The following is a 17,079-nucleotide window of genomic DNA, read 5'->3' as shown; positions in this document are numbered from 1 at the left end:
CCCTTGCATCACTTGCCCCGACCATAGGTCGGAACTTTCGCCAACCCCATAGGGAGAAGCGGTTTTTCCCGAAAATTGATGGCGCGACAGGATCAGTCGGCGTGGCGCTTGGCGTCGGCCTTTTGCGCCGCCTTATGTTTGAGCGCCTCGAACTTGGCTTTGATCATGCCGCGCCGCCGCTTTTGATAGGCGCGCAACACCGGGACCGAGATGTAATAGGCGATAGAGGCGCAGATCATCCCAGGCAGGATGCCCCCGATCAGATAGGGGTAGAAGACCTGATGGAAAAACACCGTCAGCCCGGTCCAATCCATCTGGGTATCGGTAAAGATCGCGACGAAATTCTCTTTCAGATCGCGCCCGGCGTCGAGAAACTTCCCCCCGAAAGAGCGGTGCGCCGTCGGTGCCACGGGCGCGCCGAGGATCCAATGCCCGGTTTGCAGGGCCGCGATGCCGATGGGCACATAGGTCAGCGGATTGCCAAAGAAGGTCGCCATCAGCGCAGCAAGGATATTGGCCCGCATCACCCGCCCGATCAGCGCGGCGACGATGAAGTGCAGGCCGTAAAAGGGCGTAAAGGTGGTAAAGACCCCGGCCCAAATGCCGCGCGCGATGCGCTCGGGACTGTCGGGCAGCCGCCGCATCCGGTGTTTGACATAGTGAAACGCACGCGTCCAACCGCCGCGCGGCCACAGAAACTCGGCCAGCGCGCGCAGGGTCGGTTTCGGATCGCGGCGTTTGAAAATCAAGTCTCAGGTCCAGTATCGGCGTTTCGTCTGCGCGGGGTCAGGCGGTCTTTCCCATGCTCATATTGCGGTGCCTGCTGACATCGGCGACCTCACTCTCGGCTTCGAGCGTGGACATCAGCGAATGCAAGTGACTCACGTCTCTGAGATCCACATAGACCACCAGCCGGTAAAAGTCAGGCTTGCGCTCCACAAACTCCAGATCTGAAATATTGGCCGAGGCTTCGCCGATCAAGGTGCAGACCCGCCCCAGTACGCCCGCGCCATTGCCGATGGTGATGTCCAGCGCGCAGGTATAGACCGCCGGATGGCTGCCGTCATGCCAACGCAAATCGAGCCAGCGTTCGGGCTGGTCCTCATATTCCGAGAGGCGGTCACAGTCGATGGCGTGGACAGTCACGCCCTTGCCGCGGAAAGTGATGCCGACGATCCGCTCACCGGGCAGCGGGGTGCAGCAGGGGGCGCGGTCAAAGCTCTGCCCCGGCTCTAGCCCCACGACCGCGCGGCGCACGTCGATCTGTTCGCCCTTTTGCGGGGCAAGGTCGGGATAGACGCATTCCACCACTTCGCGGCCCGTGAGCTCCGAACTGCCAAGCCGGGCGAGCACCTCATCAGGGCCATTCAGCCGCATGTTCTTGGCCACGGTATGCAGCACCTTATCGGTGGCCTTTTTACCGACCTGCGCAAAGGCCGAACGCGCCAATTCACGGCCCAGTTTGATAAAGCGCTCGCGGTCGACCTCACGCAGGGAGCGCCGGATCGCCGACTTGGCTTTACCCGTGGTGGCAATGTCGAGCCATGTCACCTGCGGCGTCTGGCCCTGCGCGGTGGTGATCTCAATCGACTGGCCGTTTTTGATCCGGGTCCAAAGCGGCACGCGCATCCCGTCGACCTTGGCCCCCACACAGGCGTTGCCGATACGGGTGTGGATCGCATAGGCGAAATCAATCGGCGTGGCCCCGCGCGGCAGTTTCACCACATCGCCCTTGGGCGTGAAGCAGAACACCTGATCGGCGTACATCTCAAGCTTCACGGCTTCGAGGAAATCCTCGTGATCGGTCTCGGCGTCGAACTGCTCGGTCAGCTGGCTGATCCACTTGGCGGGATCGACGGCAAAGGGGTTTCGGCTGCGCACACCGTCGCGGTAGGACCAATGGGCGGCAACGCCGGTCTCGGCCACGTCATGCATCTGGCGGGTGCGGATCTGCACCTCCACCCGCTTGCCGTCACGGCCCGAGACGGTGGTGTGGATCGACCGATAACCGTTGGTCTTGGGCTGGCTGATGTAATCCTTGAACCGCCCCGGCACCGCGCGCCAACGGCGATGGATCGCGCCGAGGGTGCGGTAGCAGTCTTCCTCAGAAGCGGTAATCACGCGAAAACCGTAAATGTCAGACAGGCGAGAGAAGCTCTGCTCCTTCTCCTCCATCTTGCGCCAGATCGAATAGGGTTTCTTGGCCCGGCCAAAGACCTCGGCTTCGATATCCGCCTTTTCCAACTCTACCCGCATATCGCCGGTGATGCGCTGGATCACATCGCCGGTGTCGCGTTGCAGGGTGATGAAGCGGCGAATGATCGAGGCGCGCGCCTCGGGGTTGAGCACCCGAAAGGCGAGGTCTTCAAGCTCTTCGCGCATCCACTGCATGCCCATGCGGCCCGCCAGCGGCGCATAGATGTCCATCGTCTCCCGCGCCTTTTTGATCTGCTTGTCCGGGCGCATGGATTTGATCGTGCGCATGTTGTGCAGACGGTCGGCGAGCTTGACGAGGATGACGCGCAAGTCCTTGGACATCGCCATGAAAAGCTTGCGGAAATTCTCGGCCTGTTTGGTCTCGGTCGAGTTTAGCTGAAGGTTGGTCAGCTTGGTGACACCATCGACCAATTCCGCCACTTCTCCGCCAAAGAGGCTTTGCACCTCGGCATAAGACGCTTTGGTGTCTTCGATCGTGTCATGCAGCAGGGCGGTGATGATCGTCGCATCGTCAAGCTGCTGTTCCGTGAGGATCGCAGCGACGGCGACGGGATGGGTGAAATAGGGCTCACCGGAATGGCGAAACTGCCCCTCATGCATCCGCGCCCCATAGTCGAAAGCGGCGCGGATCAGGGGTTCGTTGGTACGCGGATTGTAGCCTTGAACGAGAGCGATCAGGTCGTCGGCAGTGATGTCGGCGCTGTTCATGCCATCTGCCTCATAGCCCCGGCCGGGGCGCGGGGGTTAGCCCTGTCCCTGTGCGGCCATCAACTGGCGCAGCAACATTTCTTCGGACATGCTGTCTTCTTCGGGCTTGTCCTCTTCGGCACCCATCAAAAGCGCCATGGCGTCTTCTTCGGGCTCGTCGACTTCGATCTGGCTCTGGTTGCTTTCGATCAGACGTTCGCGCAGATCATCGGCCGACTGTGTTTCTTCAGCGATTTCGCGCAAGGACACGACGGGGTTCTTGTCGTTGTCACGGTCAACGGTCAACTGCGATCCGGCAGAGATCTCGCGGGCACGATGTGCGGCCAGCATGACGAGTTCGAAACGGTTCGGAACCTTATCCACACAATCTTCGACGGTGACGCGGGCCATGAAGCCTCCAATATCTCATTTGCTGCCAGAAGTGCCGTATTTAAGCCGCCTCGGGCAGATTTACAAGCCGTTATTGCAGCCGCCGCACCTCGGCACGATCCCGCTCAGGCAGGGCCTCAAGCAGGGCGCGCACGGGCTTTCCAAGCAGCGGATGCACCCAATTGGGGGCCACATCGGCCAGCGGCACCAAGACGAAGGCGCGATCCTGTAGCCGGGGATGCGGCAGAATCAATTGATCCGGCGTGCGGCCAATCTGTGCCTCCAAAGGTAACTCGCGCCATATCTTGTGGGTCTGACGGTCTGGCAACACGATATCATCACAGGCCAAAAGATCCAAATCCAAGGTCCGCTGCCCCCAGCGTTGCACCCGCTCACGGCCCATCTGCGCCTCGATCCGGTGCAAGACGCCAAGCGCGGTCTGCGGATCCCACGGTGCTTCAAGCCAGGCGGCGGCATTCACATAGTCTGGCCCCGCCCCTGCGGGAAAGGCCGGAGTGTGATAGAATGCACTCGTGGCGCGAATCACCGCGCCGGACGTCTGCAATAGCTTTAAAGCCGATTTTAGCGTTTCCTGAGGTTTACCCACAGAAGATGCAAGGTTACCGCCGAGCGCAACCAGAAGACTATACTTTCGTATAGGGTCTCTACTGCTTAATTCCATACCCTCGGGGTCTTGCGACATCGTTAAAAAGCCTTAGTTATGCACCCTGATGTGGGGGCATCGCCAGAGGTCACGGATTTATTAATCCGCGGCGATTACAGTTCAAACCGGGAATACGGCGAAGCCTGCCGAAAGGATAGTTTAATGTTCTACAAAGATGAGCGGTTGGCGCTTTTTATAGATGGCTCCAACCTCTACGCCGCGGCAAAGACGCTGGGCTTCGACATCGACTACAAGCTGCTGCGGCAAGAGTTCATGCGCCGCGGCAAGCTGCTGCGCGCCTTCTACTATACCGCGCTTTTGGAAAACGATGAATATTCGCCGATCCGCCCGCTTGTCGACTGGTTGAACTACAACGGCTTTTCCATGGTCACCAAACCGGCCAAGGAATACACCGACAGCATGGGCCGCCGCAAAGTCAAAGGCGACATGGACATCGAACTGGCCGTTGATGCGATGGAACTGGCACCGCGTGTCGATCATATCGTGATCTTCTCTGGCGATGGTGATTTCCGCCCGCTGGTGGAAAGCCTGCAACGCCAAGGCGTGCGCGTCTCCGTCGTCTCCACGATCCGCAGCCAGCCGCCGATGATCTCGGATGATCTGCGCCGCCAAGCCGACAACTTTATCGAGCTTGACGATCTGCGTGACGTTATCGGCCGCCCGCCGCGCGACCCCGCACCGCAGGACTGAACGACATAGACCCATTTCGCGCAGAACCATGCCGCCCCGTGCGGCAGCGGTCTTATTGTGCGCAGTGTCTGGGTGATGGGCGAACGAATACCAGGCCAGCGACTGTGGCGTCACTGGCCTGTGAAATTTCTAAAATACCCCAGGGAAGATACAATACAGCACATGAAACCATGCGTTCCCCTTGATCCCACACTACCTGCTCCCGTAGAAGTAGACGATCCCCCGAAAAAGGGGGGTAAAAGTGAGGGAAGATGCTGTTCGATGCCGCTGTACGTTTGGAAAAGCTGCAAGATGTTAGCGCGCTTTGGGATGGGATCGTAAAGACATTTCGAAAGACCGGCTTTACCCACGCCATCCACATCAGCGTGGGTGCGGATTTCAAAGACGCTCAGTTTCTGTCGACCATACCCGACCTTTACGATGACCTCCCGCCCGAGGATGACCCATTCCTGCACCACTCGTGCAACAGTTATGATGTGCTGACGATCGGCCAAGCCTTCGTACACCTCTACCCCGATGTCACCCCGTCCGAGCATTCGCTGATCGCCCGCGCGGGGCGCGAAGGTCTGCATGCTGCCTTTGCCGTGCCCATGCGGCTGAAGGGCTCCGAACGCTTTGGCGGCTTCATCGTCGGTAACGGGATGGAGGCCGAAGAGTTCGAGCGCGCCTTCAGCGACATTGCCGAGGATCTGCGCCTCTTCTGCCTGCTGATGCACCGCCGGATCGAAGACCTGACCGGCACCGCGCCCCTGCCCCTGCCCGAAAACCCTTCGGCTTTCGACAAACTCAGCCCGCGCGAAGCCGAAGTGGTAAATCTGCTGGCCCATGGCTACACCCGGCAGCAGACCGCGCACCGCTGCAATCTCTCTATCCACACCGTGTCGGACTATGCGAAATCTGGCTACCGCAAGCTCGGCATCCGCAACCGGGCGCAGGCCGCCGCGCTGGTGCACGCCACAGCGGGCGAGCCTGCGCCCAAGTCGGACTGACGGGCTGGACGAAGCGGGCCCAAGCCCTTACCTCTGCGCCAACCGTCCGGAGACTTCGCCATGACCAAACCGCCTCTTACCCTCTACCTCGCCGCGCCGCGCGGATTCTGTGCGGGCGTGGACCGGGCGATCAAGATCGTCGAAATGGCGATCGAGAAATGGGGCGCGCCGGTCTATGTGCGCCATGAGATCGTGCATAACAAGTTTGTCGTCGACGGGCTGCGCGACAAGGGCGCGGTCTTTGTCGAAGAACTCAGCGAATGCCCCGACGACCGCCCGGTGATCTTCTCGGCCCATGGCGTGCCGAAATCCGTGCCTTCGGCGGCGCAAGCGCGCAACATGATCTATGTCGACGCGACCTGCCCGCTGGTCTCCAAGGTGCATATCGAGGCGCAGCGCCACGCAGATGCGGGCCTTCAGATCATTATGATCGGCCATGCGGGCCACCCTGAAACGATCGGCACCATGGGCCAATTGCCCGAAGGCGATGTGCTGCTCGTCGAAACGCCTGAGGATGTGGCCACAGTCGCCGTGCGCGATGACGCGCGTCTGGCCTATGTCACCCAGACCACGCTCAGCGTTGATGACACCGCCGATATCGTGGCCGCCCTACAGGCGCGTTTCCCCGCCATTATCGGCCCGCATAAAGAAGACATTTGCTATGCCACGACCAACCGTCAGGAAGCGGTCAAAGCCATGGCCCCGAAATGCGACGCGATGCTCGTGGTGGGCGCGCCCAACTCCTCGAACTCAAAACGGCTGGTCGAAGTCGGCGCCCGCGCGGGCTGCGCCTATGCGCAACTGGTGCAGCGCGCCGATGACATCGACTGGCGCGCGCTGGAGGGCATCGGCAGCATCGGCATCACGGCGGGCGCATCGGCCCCCGAAGTGCTCATCAATGAGGTGATCGAAGCCTTCAAAGCGCGCTATGACGTGACCACCGATCTGGTCGAAACCGCGCAGGAGAACGTCGAATTCAAAGTGCCGCGCGTTCTGCGCCAACCCGCCTGATTGACCGCCGCGCGCCAGCCGCCTAAACCGCGCTGGAAACTGCCGGAGATACCCATGCCTGACCTCTACGCCTATACTGACGGTGCCTGTTCGGGCAATCCCGGCCCCGGCGGCTGGGGCGTGCTGATGCGCGCCATGGACGACGATAAGATCGTCAAGGAACGCGAGTTGAAGGGCGGCGAGGCGCAGACCACCAACAACCGCATGGAGTTGATGGCCGCGATCTCGGCCTTGGAATCGCTCAGCCGCCCGACCGAGATCACGCTGGTGACCGATAGTAACTATGTCAAAAACGGCATCACCGGTTGGATCTTCGGCTGGAAAAAGAACGGTTGGAAGAACGCGGCTAAGAAGCCGGTCAAGAATGCCGAGCTTTGGCAACGGCTGGACGCCGCGAATGCGCGGCACAATGTGACGTGGAAATGGGTCAAGGGCCACGCTGGCCACCCCGAGAACGAGCGCGCCGATGAACTAGCCCGCGCGGGCATGGCCCCCTTCAAACCGGGCAGCAAGAAGTGACCCTGCTGGCCCTGCTGGACTATGCCGCCGTGCTGGTCTTTGCCATCACCGGCGCGCTTGTCGCCAGCCGGGCGCAGCTTGATATCGTGGGCTTTGCCTTTATCGCCTGCCTGACCGCCGTGGGCGGCGGCACGATCCGCGACCTCTTGCTCGACCGCAACCCGATCTTCTGGATCGAGACGCCCAGCATGCTCGGCGTGGCCATCGTGGCGGCGCTGGTGGTGTTTTTCACCGCCCACCTGCTCGAAAGCCGCTTTCGCACTCTGATCTGGCTCGACAGTCTGGCGCTCGCCGTCGCTGTCGCGGCGGGTGTCGGTGTGGCGATGGCGCAAGAGCAATCGGCGCCAATCATCATCGTCATGGGCATGATCACCGGCTGTATGGGCGGGCTGATGCGCGATGTGGTGGTGGGGCAGTTGCCGCTGGTGCTGACCCAAGGCGAGCTTTACGCCACCGCAGCGCTCTCAGGTGCCGCCGTTGCCGTGCTGCTGTCGCCCTATTTCGATGGCACGCTCTACCCGCTGCTGGCCTGCGCTGCGACGACTTGGGTGCTGCGCGCCGGGTCGCTTTATTTCGGCTGGCACCTGCCGGTTTACAAAAGCACCCCGCCCAAAAGCTGAACCTCGGCCTCAGCTAAGACGCGCACCCACTGCGATCTGCGCACCGCGTTGAAACACATCCGCATCCTGCACGCCCTTGCCCGCGCGCTGTAGCCGCGTCAGCCGCACCGCCCCCTCGCCACAGGCGATGCGCAGCGCGTCCGACAGCACCTCACCCGGCGCGCCGGTGCCCTCGTCCAGCACAGAGCCGAGGACTTTCACGCGCTGGCCGTCAATCTCGAACCATGCCCCCGGAAAGGGCGAAAGCCCGCGGATCAGCCGGTCCACCTCGACCGCCGGGCGGGTCCAGTCGATCCGCGCTTCGGCCTTGTCAATCTTGGCGGCATAGGTGACGCCCTCTTCGGGCTGGGGCTGCGGTGTCAGATCGGTGAGTTGCGACAGCGCCTTGTTGATCGCCACCGCGCCCATGGTGCTCAGCCGGTCGTGCAACTGTGCCGTGGTTTCTGCCGCGCCGATCTCGGTCTCTTCACAGAGCAGCACCGGCCCGGTATCAAGCCCCGCTTCCATCTGCATGATGCACACGCCGGTCTTATCGTCGCCCGCCATGATTGCACGGTGAATAGGCGCCGCCCCGCGCCAGCGCGGCAGCAGGCTGGCGTGGATGTTCAAACAGCCATGTTTCGGCGCGTCGAGAATGGGCTGCGGCAGGATCAGACCGTAGGCCACGACCACCGCCGCATCGGCCTCAAGCGCGGCGAATTCTTCCTGCGGCTCAGGATGTTTGAGCGATACCGGATGGCGCACCAGCAGTCCAAGCGCTTCGGCGCGTTGCTGCACCGGGCTGGGGCGGGGCTTCTTGCCGCGCCCGGCGGGGCGGGGCGGCTGGCAATAGACCGCGCAGATCTCATGCCCGCCCTGCACCAGCGCATCGAGGATCGGCACCGAAAAATCGGGCGTGCCCATGAAGATCAGTCGCATCTGTTCACTCCTGCCGGACAGCGCCTTGGAGAGCGCTGTCAGCCGTTCTGTTTGCGCGCCTTGCGCAACAGCATGTCGCGCTTGGTTTTGCTGAGGTTATCGAAATACATCTTGCCCGCCAGATGGTCGATCTGGTGCTGCACGCTCACCGCTTCCAGCCCGACGAAATCACGCTCCACCTCGGCCCCCGTCTCGTCAAGGAACCGTACCTTCACCCCGCGCGGGCGGCGGATCACGGCGCTGAAACCGGGCAGATTGGGGCTGGCTTCCTCGTAAGGATGCAACACGGCAGAGGCATCGACGATCACCGGGTTCGCCAGCCGGATGCGTTTGTTGCGCGCTTCCGAGGCATCGACGACGGCGACCTGCAACATCACCCCGATCTGCGGCGCGGCAAGGCCGACGCCGGGCATGGCGTCCATCGTCTCGATCATGTCGTCCCAGAGGGTGCGGATTTCATCCGTCACCGCATCGATGGGTTCGGCGGGGCTGCGCAGGCGTTTGTCGGGCCATGGAACATAGCGGCGTAGGGTCATTGTGCGTTGAACTCCGCAATCTTGGCCGCGCGGGTCTCCGCGTCGAGGTGATCGAAGGTCACCACGCCATCAAGGTGATCCATCTCATGCTGCGCGATTAGCGCGGCGGCGCCTTCCATGCTCTGCACATAGCGGCCCCCGTTCAGACCGGTCCAAACCATCTGGACCTGAGCGGGGCGCGAGATATCGGTGCTGATGCCGGGGATGCTAAGACAGCCTTCGGTATTGGTCACCCGTTCTTCGCCGATCTCTTGAAACATCGGGTTGATGCAGACCAGCGGGTCGGACTTATTCTCTTTCCAGCCCGCATCCATCACGAAGATGCGCAGCATCGCGCCCACCTGTGGCCCGGCAAGGCCACGCCCCGGTGCGGCATACATCGTTTCCAGCATATCGGCGGCAAGGCGTTCGATCTCGGGCGTGATCTCTTCGACCGGGGCGCAGATCTCGGCCAGTCGCGGGTCGGGCCAGCGGAGAACCTCCAGCACGCTCATCCGCGCGCCAGCTCGCGCTTGAGCTTGACCATCTTGCGGGTGATCATCTGGCGCTTCAACGGCTTGAGGTAGTCGATAAAAAGCTTCCCATCGAGGTGGTCGATCTCATGCTGCACGCAGGTCGCCCAAAGGCCGTCAAAGGCCTCCTGCTGCTCTTTCCCATCACGGTCGAGCCAACGCACCTCAACCTCCGCCGGGCGGGTCACCTCGGCATATTGGTCGGGGATGCTGAGACACCCTTCTTCATAGGTGTTAAGCGCGTCCGAAGAAGCCACGATTTCGGGGTTGAACATCAACAAGGGCCGGGGCGCTTCGCCCTCTTCCTTGACGCAATCCAGCACGATCACCCGGCTCAACACGCCGATCTGCGGCGCGGCAAGGCCGATGCCCGGCGCATCATACATGGTGGTCAACATATCATCGCCCAGCACGCGCAGCTCGTCACTGAGATCGGCGACGGGGGCTGCGGCTTTCTTGAGCCGTGGATCGGGGTGCAAAAGGATCGGGCGTTTCATCCCGCTCATTTAGGCCATGCCCGTGCATCGCGCAACCGGGGGCTTGCAGCGCCTGCGGCAGCCGTTAGCTTGGCCGCAATATCAGGAGAGACCAGCATGAGCTTTGACGACATCATCGACCGGCGCGGCACCCATTGTGCGAAATGGGACAAGATGGAAGCGATCTATGGCGTGCCCGCGGATACCGGCATCGCCATGTGGGTGGCCGACATGGATTTCCGCCCCCCGCAAGTGGTGCAGGACGCGCTTCAGGCCCAGATTGATCACGGGGTGCACGGGTATTTCGGCGATGACAGCAAATACCTTGCCGCGATCCAGTGGTGGATGGAAAATCGCCACGGCTGGAAGGTCGACGCCGAGGCGATCCTTACCACGCATGGCTTGGTGAACGGCACCGCCATGTGCGTCGATGCTTTCACCCAGCCCGGCGATGGGGTGGTGCTGTTCACCCCGGTCTATCACGCCTTCGCCCGCGTGATTAACGCCGCCGAGCGTCGGGTGGTGGAATGCCCGCTGACCAATGCTTCGGGCCGTTACGAGATGGATTTCGATGCCTATGACGCCCTGATGACCGGGGATGAGAAGATGGTGATCCTCTGCTCGCCGCATAACCCCGGCGGGCGGGTCTGGAGCCGTGAGGAACTGCAGGGCGTGGCCGACTTCGCCAAGCGGCACGATCTGGTGCTGGTCTCGGATGAGATCCACCACGATCTGGTGATGCCGGGGCACAAGCATATCCCCATGGCCCAGATCGACGGGATCGAAGACCGTCTGGTGATGATGACCGCCACGACCAAGACCTTCAACATCGCGGGCGGCCATACCGGAAACGTCATCATCCACGACCCCAAGCTGCGTGAGCGCTTTGCCCGGCGCATGGCGGCCTTGGGTGTTTCGGCAAACTCCTTCGGGCTGATCATGGCGACCGCCGCCTATTCGCCCGAAGGGGCTGCTTGGGTGGATGAGTTGACCGCCTATCTCGACGGCAACCGGCAGATCTTCGACGAGGCGGTGAACGCGATCCCGGGGCTAAGCTCGATGCCGCTGGAATCGACCTATCTGGCTTGGGTGGACTTTTCGGGCACCGGCATGGCGCCCGCGGAGTTTCAGGACCGTGTCGAGAAAAGCGCCGCCATCGCTGCCAACCACGGCGCGACATTTGGCACCGGCGGCGAAAGCTTCATGCGCTTCAACCTCGCCACCCCGCGCGCACGGGTCGAGGAAGCCTGCGACCGGCTCGCCAAAGCCTTCAGTGATTTGCAGTAACGAAACGGCGCGGCGGGGCAGCCCCGCCGTGCCGCCCTATCAGGTGCGGCCGTCTTCGATCAGCCCCAGCGGCGCATCGGCGGGGCGTTCGAAATCAAGCGGCGGACGGTCCGCCACGGCGGTGGCGCGTTTGAACTCATAGCGCATCTCGCCCGCTTCTTCCTCGCTCGCCACGATCAGACATTGGAACAGATGCAGGCTGCCGTCATAGAGATCGACCAGCCCGCGCAGCTTCGGCGCATCCTGTGCATCGACGGAGAAACCAGTCTTCCACATGCGCAGCACGCGGTAGACATCACCCCCCGCCTCAAGCCGCAGGCGCGCGCCCTTGCGCAGGCTTGCCATACGCGCGGCATCCAGCCCCGCCTGTATTTCTTTCGACAGAAATTCTTCCATGCGCAATTCCCCCGCTGATGCCTCTAAGCTGGCGGAAAGCGTAGAAAATTCAAGTTAAGAATTGGTGACGTTTGGGCAGTCTGCATCAGCGCAGAGCGGCTGCGCGCCTATGAAGATTGGGCGGCCCCCGCGCCCTGCCCTAAATATACCCTCAAACGCGGAAAGGAGAACAAGATGGGCCTATTGGTCGACGGTAAATGGCAAGATAAATGGTATGACACCAAATCCTCGGGCGGCAAGTTTGAGCGCAGCGAGGCCAAGTTTCGTAACTGGGTGACCGCCGATGGCAGCGCCGGACCAAGCGGAGAAGGCGGGTTCAAGGCAGAATCGGGCCGCTACTACCTCTACGTCAGCTATGCCTGCCCATGGGCGCATCGCGCGCTGATCTTCCGCCAGTTGAAGGGGCTTGAGGATCACATCGGCGTCTCCGTCGTGCATCCCGAGATGTTGGGCGAGGGCTGGACCTTTGACACGGATTTCCCCGGTGCCACGGGCGACACGCTCTTCGGCCTGCCCTATGCCCGCGACATCTACACCCGCGCCGATCCCAAGTTCACCGGCCGCGTTACCGTACCGATCCTCTGGGACAAAGAGCGCGAGACCATCGTCAGCAATGAGAGCGCCGAGATCATCCGCATGTTCAACAGCGCCTTCAACGCGATCACCGGCAACAGTGATGACTATTACCCCGCGCAGCTGCACGACCGCATCGAAAAGGTGAACGCCCGCGTCTATGACACGCTGAACAACGGCGTCTACAAAGCTGGCTTCGCCACCACGCAAGAGGCCTATGACGCCGCCGTGCATCCGCTCTTCGACACGCTGGATTGGATCGAAGACATCCTGTCGCAGAACCGCTACCTCACGGGCGACCGGATGACCGAGGCCGACTGGCGGCTTTTCACCACGTTGGTGCGCTTCGACAAGGTTTATCACCTGCACTTCAAATGTAACCGCCACCGGATCGTCGATTACGCGAACATCTGGGCCTATACGCGCGAACTCTATCAGGTGCCGGGCGTGGCCGAGACGGTGAACTTCGACCATATCGTGCGGCACTATCACTACAGCCATGACACGATTAACCCGCACCGCATCATCCCGATCAATCCGGTGCTGGACTTCGACGCGCCGCACGGGCGCGGCTGACCTCCCCTCCCCCTGCCGCGTGGAAGGCGCTTGATCGCGCAGCGCTTTTGCGCTTTCACCGCAGCGACGACGGCAGGGGGATGATCATGCAAAAGCCAGACCAGCGCGACCACGGCGGCGGTGTCGATGCGGCAGCGGCGCGTTTCGGCGGGCAGCGGTCGGATTGGATCGACCTTTCCACTGGGATCAACCCCGCGCCCTACCCAATACCTGCCCTGCCTGCGGGCGCATGGTCTGCCCTCCCCGACGCCGCGGCGCAAGACGCGCTGCTGGCCGCCGCCCGCGGCTTTTGGAAGGTGCCCGAAGGGGCCGCGATCCTCGCCGTGCCGGGGGCCTCCTCGGCCATCGCGCGAATCCCGGCGCTGGCCCCGAAGGGCCGCGTGCGCATCCCCGGGCCGACCTATAACGAACATGCCGCCAGCTTCGCCGAGAACGGCTGGCAAGTGGTCGAGACGGGCGAGGCCGAAGCCGCCGTTCACGTCCATCCCAACAACCCCGACGGGCGCATTTGGCCTATGGCAAAGACGACAGCCCCGCTCAGCATCGTTGATGAGAGCTTTTGCGACATCACGCCCGACGCCACCCTGATGGTGCAGGCCACGGTGCCCGGCACGCTGATCCTCAAGAGCTTTGGCAAATTTTGGGGGCTGGCCGGGCTGCGGCTGGGGTTCGTGATAGGCGATCCGGCCTTGGTCGCGCGGCTTGAACAGATGCTCGGGCCGTGGCCGGTCAGTGGCCCCGCGCTGCATATCGGTGCAGCGGCGCTGCGGGACGAAACATGGGCCGAAGCCACGCGGGCGCGGCTGGGGGCCGAGGCCACGCGCCTCGACGGGTTGATGACCACAGCAGGCGCAGAGATCGTCGGCGGCACCCCGCTTTTCCGGCTCTATGAGGTCGAAGACGCGCAGGCTTGGCAAACCCGCCTCGCCCGGCACCAGATCTGGAGCCGCGTCTTCCCCTACAATCCGCGCTGGCTGCGCCTTGGCCTGCCGCCCTCGATAGGTTGGGCGCGGTTGGAGCAGGCGCTGGCATGAGCACGGCGGCGATCCTCGCGCTGGCCATGCTGCTCGATGCCGCGCTTGGAGAGCCGGATTGGCTCTGGCGTCGCCTGCCGCATCCGGCGGTGCTGATGGGGCGGCTGATCGGCTGGGGGGATCGTCGGTTGAACCGCGGCCAAGCCCGCCGCGCCAAGGGCGTGGCGCTGCTGCTGGCCCTGATGATCGGGGCCGCGCTGCTCGGCTGGGCGCTCAGCCTTGCTGGCCCCCTCGTCGAGATCATCCTCACCGCCATCCTGCTGGCGCAACGTTCCCTCGTCGAGCACCTGCGCGCCGTGGCCGACGGGCTGCGCCAGTCCTTGCCCGCAGGGCGCCGCGCCGTGGCGATGATCGTCAGCCGCGACACCGCCGCGATGCCGCCAGAGGCCGTCGCCCGCTCTGCCATCGAAAGCGGGGCGGAGAACCTCAGCGACGGGATCATCGCCCCTGCCTTTTGGTTCCTGCTAGGCGGGCTGCCGGGGCTGCTGGTCTATAAAATCGTCAACACCGCCGACAGTATGATCGGCTACCGCACCCCGCGCTATGCCGATTTCGGCTGGGCCGCGGCGCGGATGGATGACCTTCTGAACCTCGCCCCCGCACGGCTGACCGCCCTGCTGATTGCCTTGCCCGGCGGGGTGCTGCACCTTTGGCGCGACATCAAGGCCGACGCGGCGCTGCACCGCTCGCCCAATGCCGGTTGGCCGGAAGCCGCCATGGCGCGGGCCATAGGTGTGGCCCTCGCCGGTCCGCGCAGTTATGATGGGCAGGTGCAGCAGTTTCCTTGGGTGCATGGCGCGGGGGCGCGCGTCATCGGACCTTTGGAGATCGATGCGGCCATCACCCGCCTCTGGCAGGCATGGTTGGTGATGTGGGCAATCGCCCTAGTTCTGGCCTGTCTGTGACAAAGAGGTAACCATGCGCCCCACGTTTCTCGCCGCCGCACTCGCGGCGCTCACCCTTCCCGCCAGCGCCTATGCGCAAGCCAAATGCGGCGGGGATTTCTCCAGTTTCATTGCCGATGCCAAAGCCGAGGCCGTGGCGAACGGCGCGGACCCCGCCAAGGCCGAGCGTTTCTTTTCCGGCCTGCGCCAAGACCCCGCCGTGCTGCGCGCCGATCAGGCCCAAGGGGTGTTTCAAAAGCCCTTCATCGAATTCTCGCGCCGCCTAATCTCGGAAAACCGGATCAACCGGGGCCGCGCCATGGCCGAGAAATACGACGCCGTCTTCGACCGGGTAGAAGCCGAGTATGGCGTCAGCCGTGGCGTGCTCTTGGCCTTCTGGGCGTTTGAGACGGATTACGGCGCGTTCCAAGGCGACTTTAACACTGCCAACGCATTGGCGACCCTTTCCCATGACTGCCGCCGCCCCGAACTGTTCCGCCCACAGCTTTTCGCCGCTCTGGAGCTTTTCGAGCGCGGTGCGTTCGACCCGGCCACCACCACCGGCGCTTGGGCCGGTGAGATCGGCATGGTGCAAATGCTGCCGCGCGACATCCTAGAGAACGGGGTGGATGGCGACGGCGACGGCGCGGTCTCGCTCAAGACATCTGCCCCCGATGCGCTGCTGTCGGGTGCCAAGATGCTGCAAAGCCTCGGCTGGCGCGCGGGCGAGCCTTGGTTGGCCGAGGTCACCCTGCCGCAGGATTTCGACTGGTCGCAAACCGGGCTGGAGACCACAAAACCCGTCAGCGAATGGCAGGCCATGGGTGTCTCCCCCCGCAACGGGCCGCTGGCCGAGGGGCTGACCGCCTCTGTCCTGCTGCCGCAGGGACGCGGCGGGCCTGCTTTCATCGCCTATCCGAACTTCCGCGTTTATTTCGAGTGGAACCAGAGCTTTACCTACGTCATGACCGCCGCCTATTTCGCCACACGGCTTGAGGGCGCGCAGGTTTATGATGCGGGCAACCCGGCCCCCGGCCTTGGCGGCGAGGCGATGAAAACGCTTCAACGCAAACTGCAAGCCAAGGGCTATGACGTGGGCGATGTGGATGGCATCCTCGGCTCCGGCACCCGAGCCGCCGTACGCGCGGAACAGGCCCGTCTTGGCATGCCCGTCGATGGCTGGCCCACGCCCGACCTGCTGAACCAACTGTAAGGAGAAGACCCCGATGGCCCTCAAGAAAACCGCCGCGCAAATGGTCGCCGAGGCCCGCGCCCGGATCGAAGAGATCGACAGCGCTGAGGCCATCGCCATGCTGGAGGACGAAAACGTGCAATTCGTCGACCTGCGTGACCCCCGCGAACGCGAACGCACCGGGTTCATCCCCGGTGCCTTCCACTGCCCACGCGGCATGTTGGAGTTCTGGGTCGACCCCGACAGCCCCTATTTCAAAGAGGTCTTTGCCCAAGACAAGAAGTTCGTCTTTCACTGCGCCTCTGGCTGGCGCTCGGCCATCTCGGTCGCGACGCTGCAAGACATGGGCTTTGACGCGGCTCACCTGAAGGACGGTTTCGGCGGCTGGGAAAAAGTGGGCGGCCCGATCGAGAGGTCCTGAAGCGCAGGCTTTGATCTGGCCTCCCCCACGTAAAGCTGCCACAAGTTTTGCAACGTCAAAGGAGAGACAGAATGACCGAGATCAAACGCCACCACACCAACAGCCGCATGAGCCAAATCGTCGAGCATGGTGATGTGATCTACCTTGCCGGTCAGGTCGGCACGGCGGGGGCGGATGTGGCCCAGCAGACCCAAGATTGCCTTGATAAGGTCGACGCACTTCTGGCCGAAGTCGGCAGCGACAAGACCCGCATCCTGCAATCGACCATCTGGCTGGCCGACATGGCCGATTCTGAAGCCATGAACGCCGTCTGGGACGCATGGGTGCCCGAGGGCCAAGCCCCCGCTCGCGCCTGCGGCGAATCCAAACTCGCCACGCCGGAATATCTGGTCGAAGTGCTGGTAATCGCCGCCAAGGCCTGAGCCATTCCCCCCGCGCCCTGTCACGGGGCGCGGGGCTTTGCCGG

At 63.0% G+C, this 17,079-nt stretch carries 21 protein-coding genes; 12 read left to right on the top strand and 9 right to left on the bottom strand.

Annotated features, from left to right (window positions below):
* Window positions 1–92 precede the first annotated feature (92 nt).
* The 4 genes from ACGYLO_RS03055 to folK all read right to left on the bottom strand — a co-directional run bounded on the left by ACGYLO_RS03055 (window position 93) and on the right by folK (window position 3,976).
* Complete coding sequence (locus ACGYLO_RS03055) at window positions 93–749, bottom strand: DUF2062 domain-containing protein (RefSeq protein WP_067264597.1); 657 nt, start codon at window positions 747–749, stop codon at window positions 93–95.
* A gap of 37 nt (window positions 750–786) precedes the next feature.
* Complete coding sequence (locus tag ACGYLO_RS03050) at window positions 787–2,925, bottom strand: bifunctional (p)ppGpp synthetase/guanosine-3',5'-bis(diphosphate) 3'-pyrophosphohydrolase (RefSeq protein WP_271688405.1); 2,139 nt, start codon at window positions 2,923–2,925, stop codon at window positions 787–789.
* Between the two features lie 36 nt (window positions 2,926–2,961).
* Complete coding sequence (gene rpoZ / locus ACGYLO_RS03045) at window positions 2,962–3,315, bottom strand: DNA-directed RNA polymerase subunit omega (RefSeq protein ID WP_067264606.1); 354 nt, start codon at window positions 3,313–3,315, stop codon at window positions 2,962–2,964.
* 70 nt (window positions 3,316–3,385) lie between these two features.
* On the bottom strand, window positions 3,386–3,976 hold the full coding sequence (gene folK, locus ACGYLO_RS03040) for a 2-amino-4-hydroxy-6-hydroxymethyldihydropteridine diphosphokinase (RefSeq protein ID WP_304951353.1): 591 nt from the start codon (window positions 3,974–3,976) through the stop codon (window positions 3,386–3,388).
* Between the two features lie 144 nt (window positions 3,977–4,120).
* Here folK and ACGYLO_RS03035 point away from each other — a divergent pair, with 144 nt between their 5' ends.
* The 5 genes from ACGYLO_RS03035 (at window position 4,121) to ACGYLO_RS03015 (ending at window position 7,808) form a co-directional block, all read left to right on the top strand.
* Window positions 4,121–4,669 carry an NYN domain-containing protein gene (locus tag ACGYLO_RS03035; RefSeq protein ID WP_209216621.1) on the top strand — a complete coding sequence of 183 codons (549 nt, stop codon included), beginning with the start codon at window positions 4,121–4,123 and terminating at the stop codon, window positions 4,667–4,669.
* A gap of 251 nt (window positions 4,670–4,920) precedes the next feature.
* On the top strand, window positions 4,921–5,658 hold the full coding sequence (locus ACGYLO_RS03030; RefSeq protein ID WP_209216623.1) for a LuxR family transcriptional regulator: 738 nt from the start codon (window positions 4,921–4,923) through the stop codon (window positions 5,656–5,658).
* 60 nt (window positions 5,659–5,718) lie between these two features.
* Entirely contained in the window at window positions 5,719–6,669 is a 951-nt protein-coding gene (gene ispH / locus ACGYLO_RS03025) for a 4-hydroxy-3-methylbut-2-enyl diphosphate reductase (RefSeq protein WP_271688408.1), read from the top strand.
* A 54-nt stretch (window positions 6,670–6,723) separates the two neighbouring features.
* Window positions 6,724–7,188, top strand: a complete 465-nt coding sequence (gene rnhA / locus ACGYLO_RS03020) for a ribonuclease HI (protein ID WP_271688409.1) — start codon at window positions 6,724–6,726, stop codon at window positions 7,186–7,188.
* Entirely contained in the window at window positions 7,185–7,808 is a 624-nt protein-coding gene (locus tag ACGYLO_RS03015; RefSeq protein WP_271688410.1) for a trimeric intracellular cation channel family protein, read from the top strand. Before rnhA ends, ACGYLO_RS03015 begins: the two co-directional genes overlap by 4 nt.
* A gap of 9 nt (window positions 7,809–7,817) precedes the next feature.
* Here the strand turns inward: ACGYLO_RS03015 and fmt are convergent, their stop codons facing one another.
* Genes fmt through def (ACGYLO_RS02995) form a run of 4 tightly spaced genes read right to left on the bottom strand, consistent with a single transcriptional unit; the run spans window position 7,818 to window position 10,271 of the window.
* Complete coding sequence (gene fmt, locus ACGYLO_RS03010) at window positions 7,818–8,726, bottom strand: methionyl-tRNA formyltransferase (RefSeq protein ID WP_271688412.1); 909 nt, start codon at window positions 8,724–8,726, stop codon at window positions 7,818–7,820.
* Between the two features lie 38 nt (window positions 8,727–8,764).
* The gene (def, locus tag ACGYLO_RS03005) at window positions 8,765–9,262 is read right to left on the bottom strand and encodes a peptide deformylase (protein WP_168612657.1); all 498 of its coding nucleotides are present in this window, start codon (window positions 9,260–9,262) and stop codon (window positions 8,765–8,767) included.
* Entirely contained in the window at window positions 9,259–9,756 is a 498-nt protein-coding gene (def, locus tag ACGYLO_RS03000; RefSeq protein WP_271688413.1) for a peptide deformylase, read from the bottom strand. The genes def (ACGYLO_RS03005) and def (ACGYLO_RS03000) overlap by 4 nt, the downstream gene beginning before the upstream one ends.
* The gene (gene def / locus ACGYLO_RS02995) at window positions 9,753–10,271 is read right to left on the bottom strand and encodes a peptide deformylase (RefSeq protein ID WP_067264635.1); all 519 of its coding nucleotides are present in this window, start codon (window positions 10,269–10,271) and stop codon (window positions 9,753–9,755) included. The genes def (ACGYLO_RS03000) and def (ACGYLO_RS02995) overlap by 4 nt, the downstream gene beginning before the upstream one ends.
* A gap of 96 nt (window positions 10,272–10,367) precedes the next feature.
* On the opposite strand from def (ACGYLO_RS02995), the gene ACGYLO_RS02990 reads away from it, so the two are divergent.
* Window positions 10,368–11,537 (top strand): MalY/PatB family protein, encoded by a 1,170-nt coding sequence (locus ACGYLO_RS02990; RefSeq protein ID WP_271688414.1) that lies wholly within the window; start codon window positions 10,368–10,370, stop codon window positions 11,535–11,537.
* A 39-nt stretch (window positions 11,538–11,576) separates the two neighbouring features.
* On the opposite strand, the gene ACGYLO_RS02985 is transcribed toward ACGYLO_RS02990, so the two are convergent.
* Complete coding sequence (locus ACGYLO_RS02985) at window positions 11,577–11,933, bottom strand: hypothetical protein (protein ID WP_271688415.1); 357 nt, start codon at window positions 11,931–11,933, stop codon at window positions 11,577–11,579.
* Between the two features lie 174 nt (window positions 11,934–12,107).
* Here ACGYLO_RS02985 and ACGYLO_RS02980 point away from each other — a divergent pair, with 174 nt between their 5' ends.
* The 6 genes from ACGYLO_RS02980 to ACGYLO_RS02955 all read left to right on the top strand — a co-directional run bounded on the left by ACGYLO_RS02980 (window position 12,108) and on the right by ACGYLO_RS02955 (window position 17,035).
* Window positions 12,108–13,082, top strand: coding sequence for a glutathione S-transferase family protein (locus ACGYLO_RS02980; RefSeq protein ID WP_271688416.1), 975 nt, complete (start codon window positions 12,108–12,110; stop codon window positions 13,080–13,082).
* Between the two features lie 80 nt (window positions 13,083–13,162).
* Window positions 13,163–14,116 carry a threonine-phosphate decarboxylase CobD gene (gene cobD / locus ACGYLO_RS02975; RefSeq protein ID WP_394374286.1) on the top strand — a complete coding sequence of 318 codons (954 nt, stop codon included), beginning with the start codon at window positions 13,163–13,165 and terminating at the stop codon, window positions 14,114–14,116.
* Window positions 14,113–15,021, top strand: coding sequence for an adenosylcobinamide-phosphate synthase CbiB (gene cbiB / locus ACGYLO_RS02970; RefSeq protein WP_271688418.1), 909 nt, complete (start codon window positions 14,113–14,115; stop codon window positions 15,019–15,021). Before cobD ends, cbiB begins: the two co-directional genes overlap by 4 nt.
* Window positions 15,022–15,034: 13 nt before the next feature.
* Window positions 15,035–16,213 (top strand): lytic murein transglycosylase, encoded by a 1,179-nt coding sequence (locus tag ACGYLO_RS02965; protein WP_271688419.1) that lies wholly within the window; start codon window positions 15,035–15,037, stop codon window positions 16,211–16,213.
* 13 nt (window positions 16,214–16,226) lie between these two features.
* The gene (locus tag ACGYLO_RS02960) at window positions 16,227–16,613 is read left to right on the top strand and encodes a rhodanese-like domain-containing protein (RefSeq protein WP_271688420.1); all 387 of its coding nucleotides are present in this window, start codon (window positions 16,227–16,229) and stop codon (window positions 16,611–16,613) included.
* Between the two features lie 71 nt (window positions 16,614–16,684).
* Window positions 16,685–17,035 carry a RidA family protein gene (locus tag ACGYLO_RS02955; RefSeq protein ID WP_271688421.1) on the top strand — a complete coding sequence of 117 codons (351 nt, stop codon included), beginning with the start codon at window positions 16,685–16,687 and terminating at the stop codon, window positions 17,033–17,035.
* Window positions 17,036–17,079 lie beyond the last annotated feature (44 nt).

Source organism: Sulfitobacter sp. 1A13353, assembly GCF_043557255.1.
Lineage (GTDB): Bacteria > Pseudomonadota > Alphaproteobacteria > Rhodobacterales > Rhodobacteraceae > Sulfitobacter > Sulfitobacter faviae.
The sequence above is the reverse complement of the archived record's forward strand: the minus strand, read 5'-3'. Positions and strand labels throughout refer to the sequence as shown.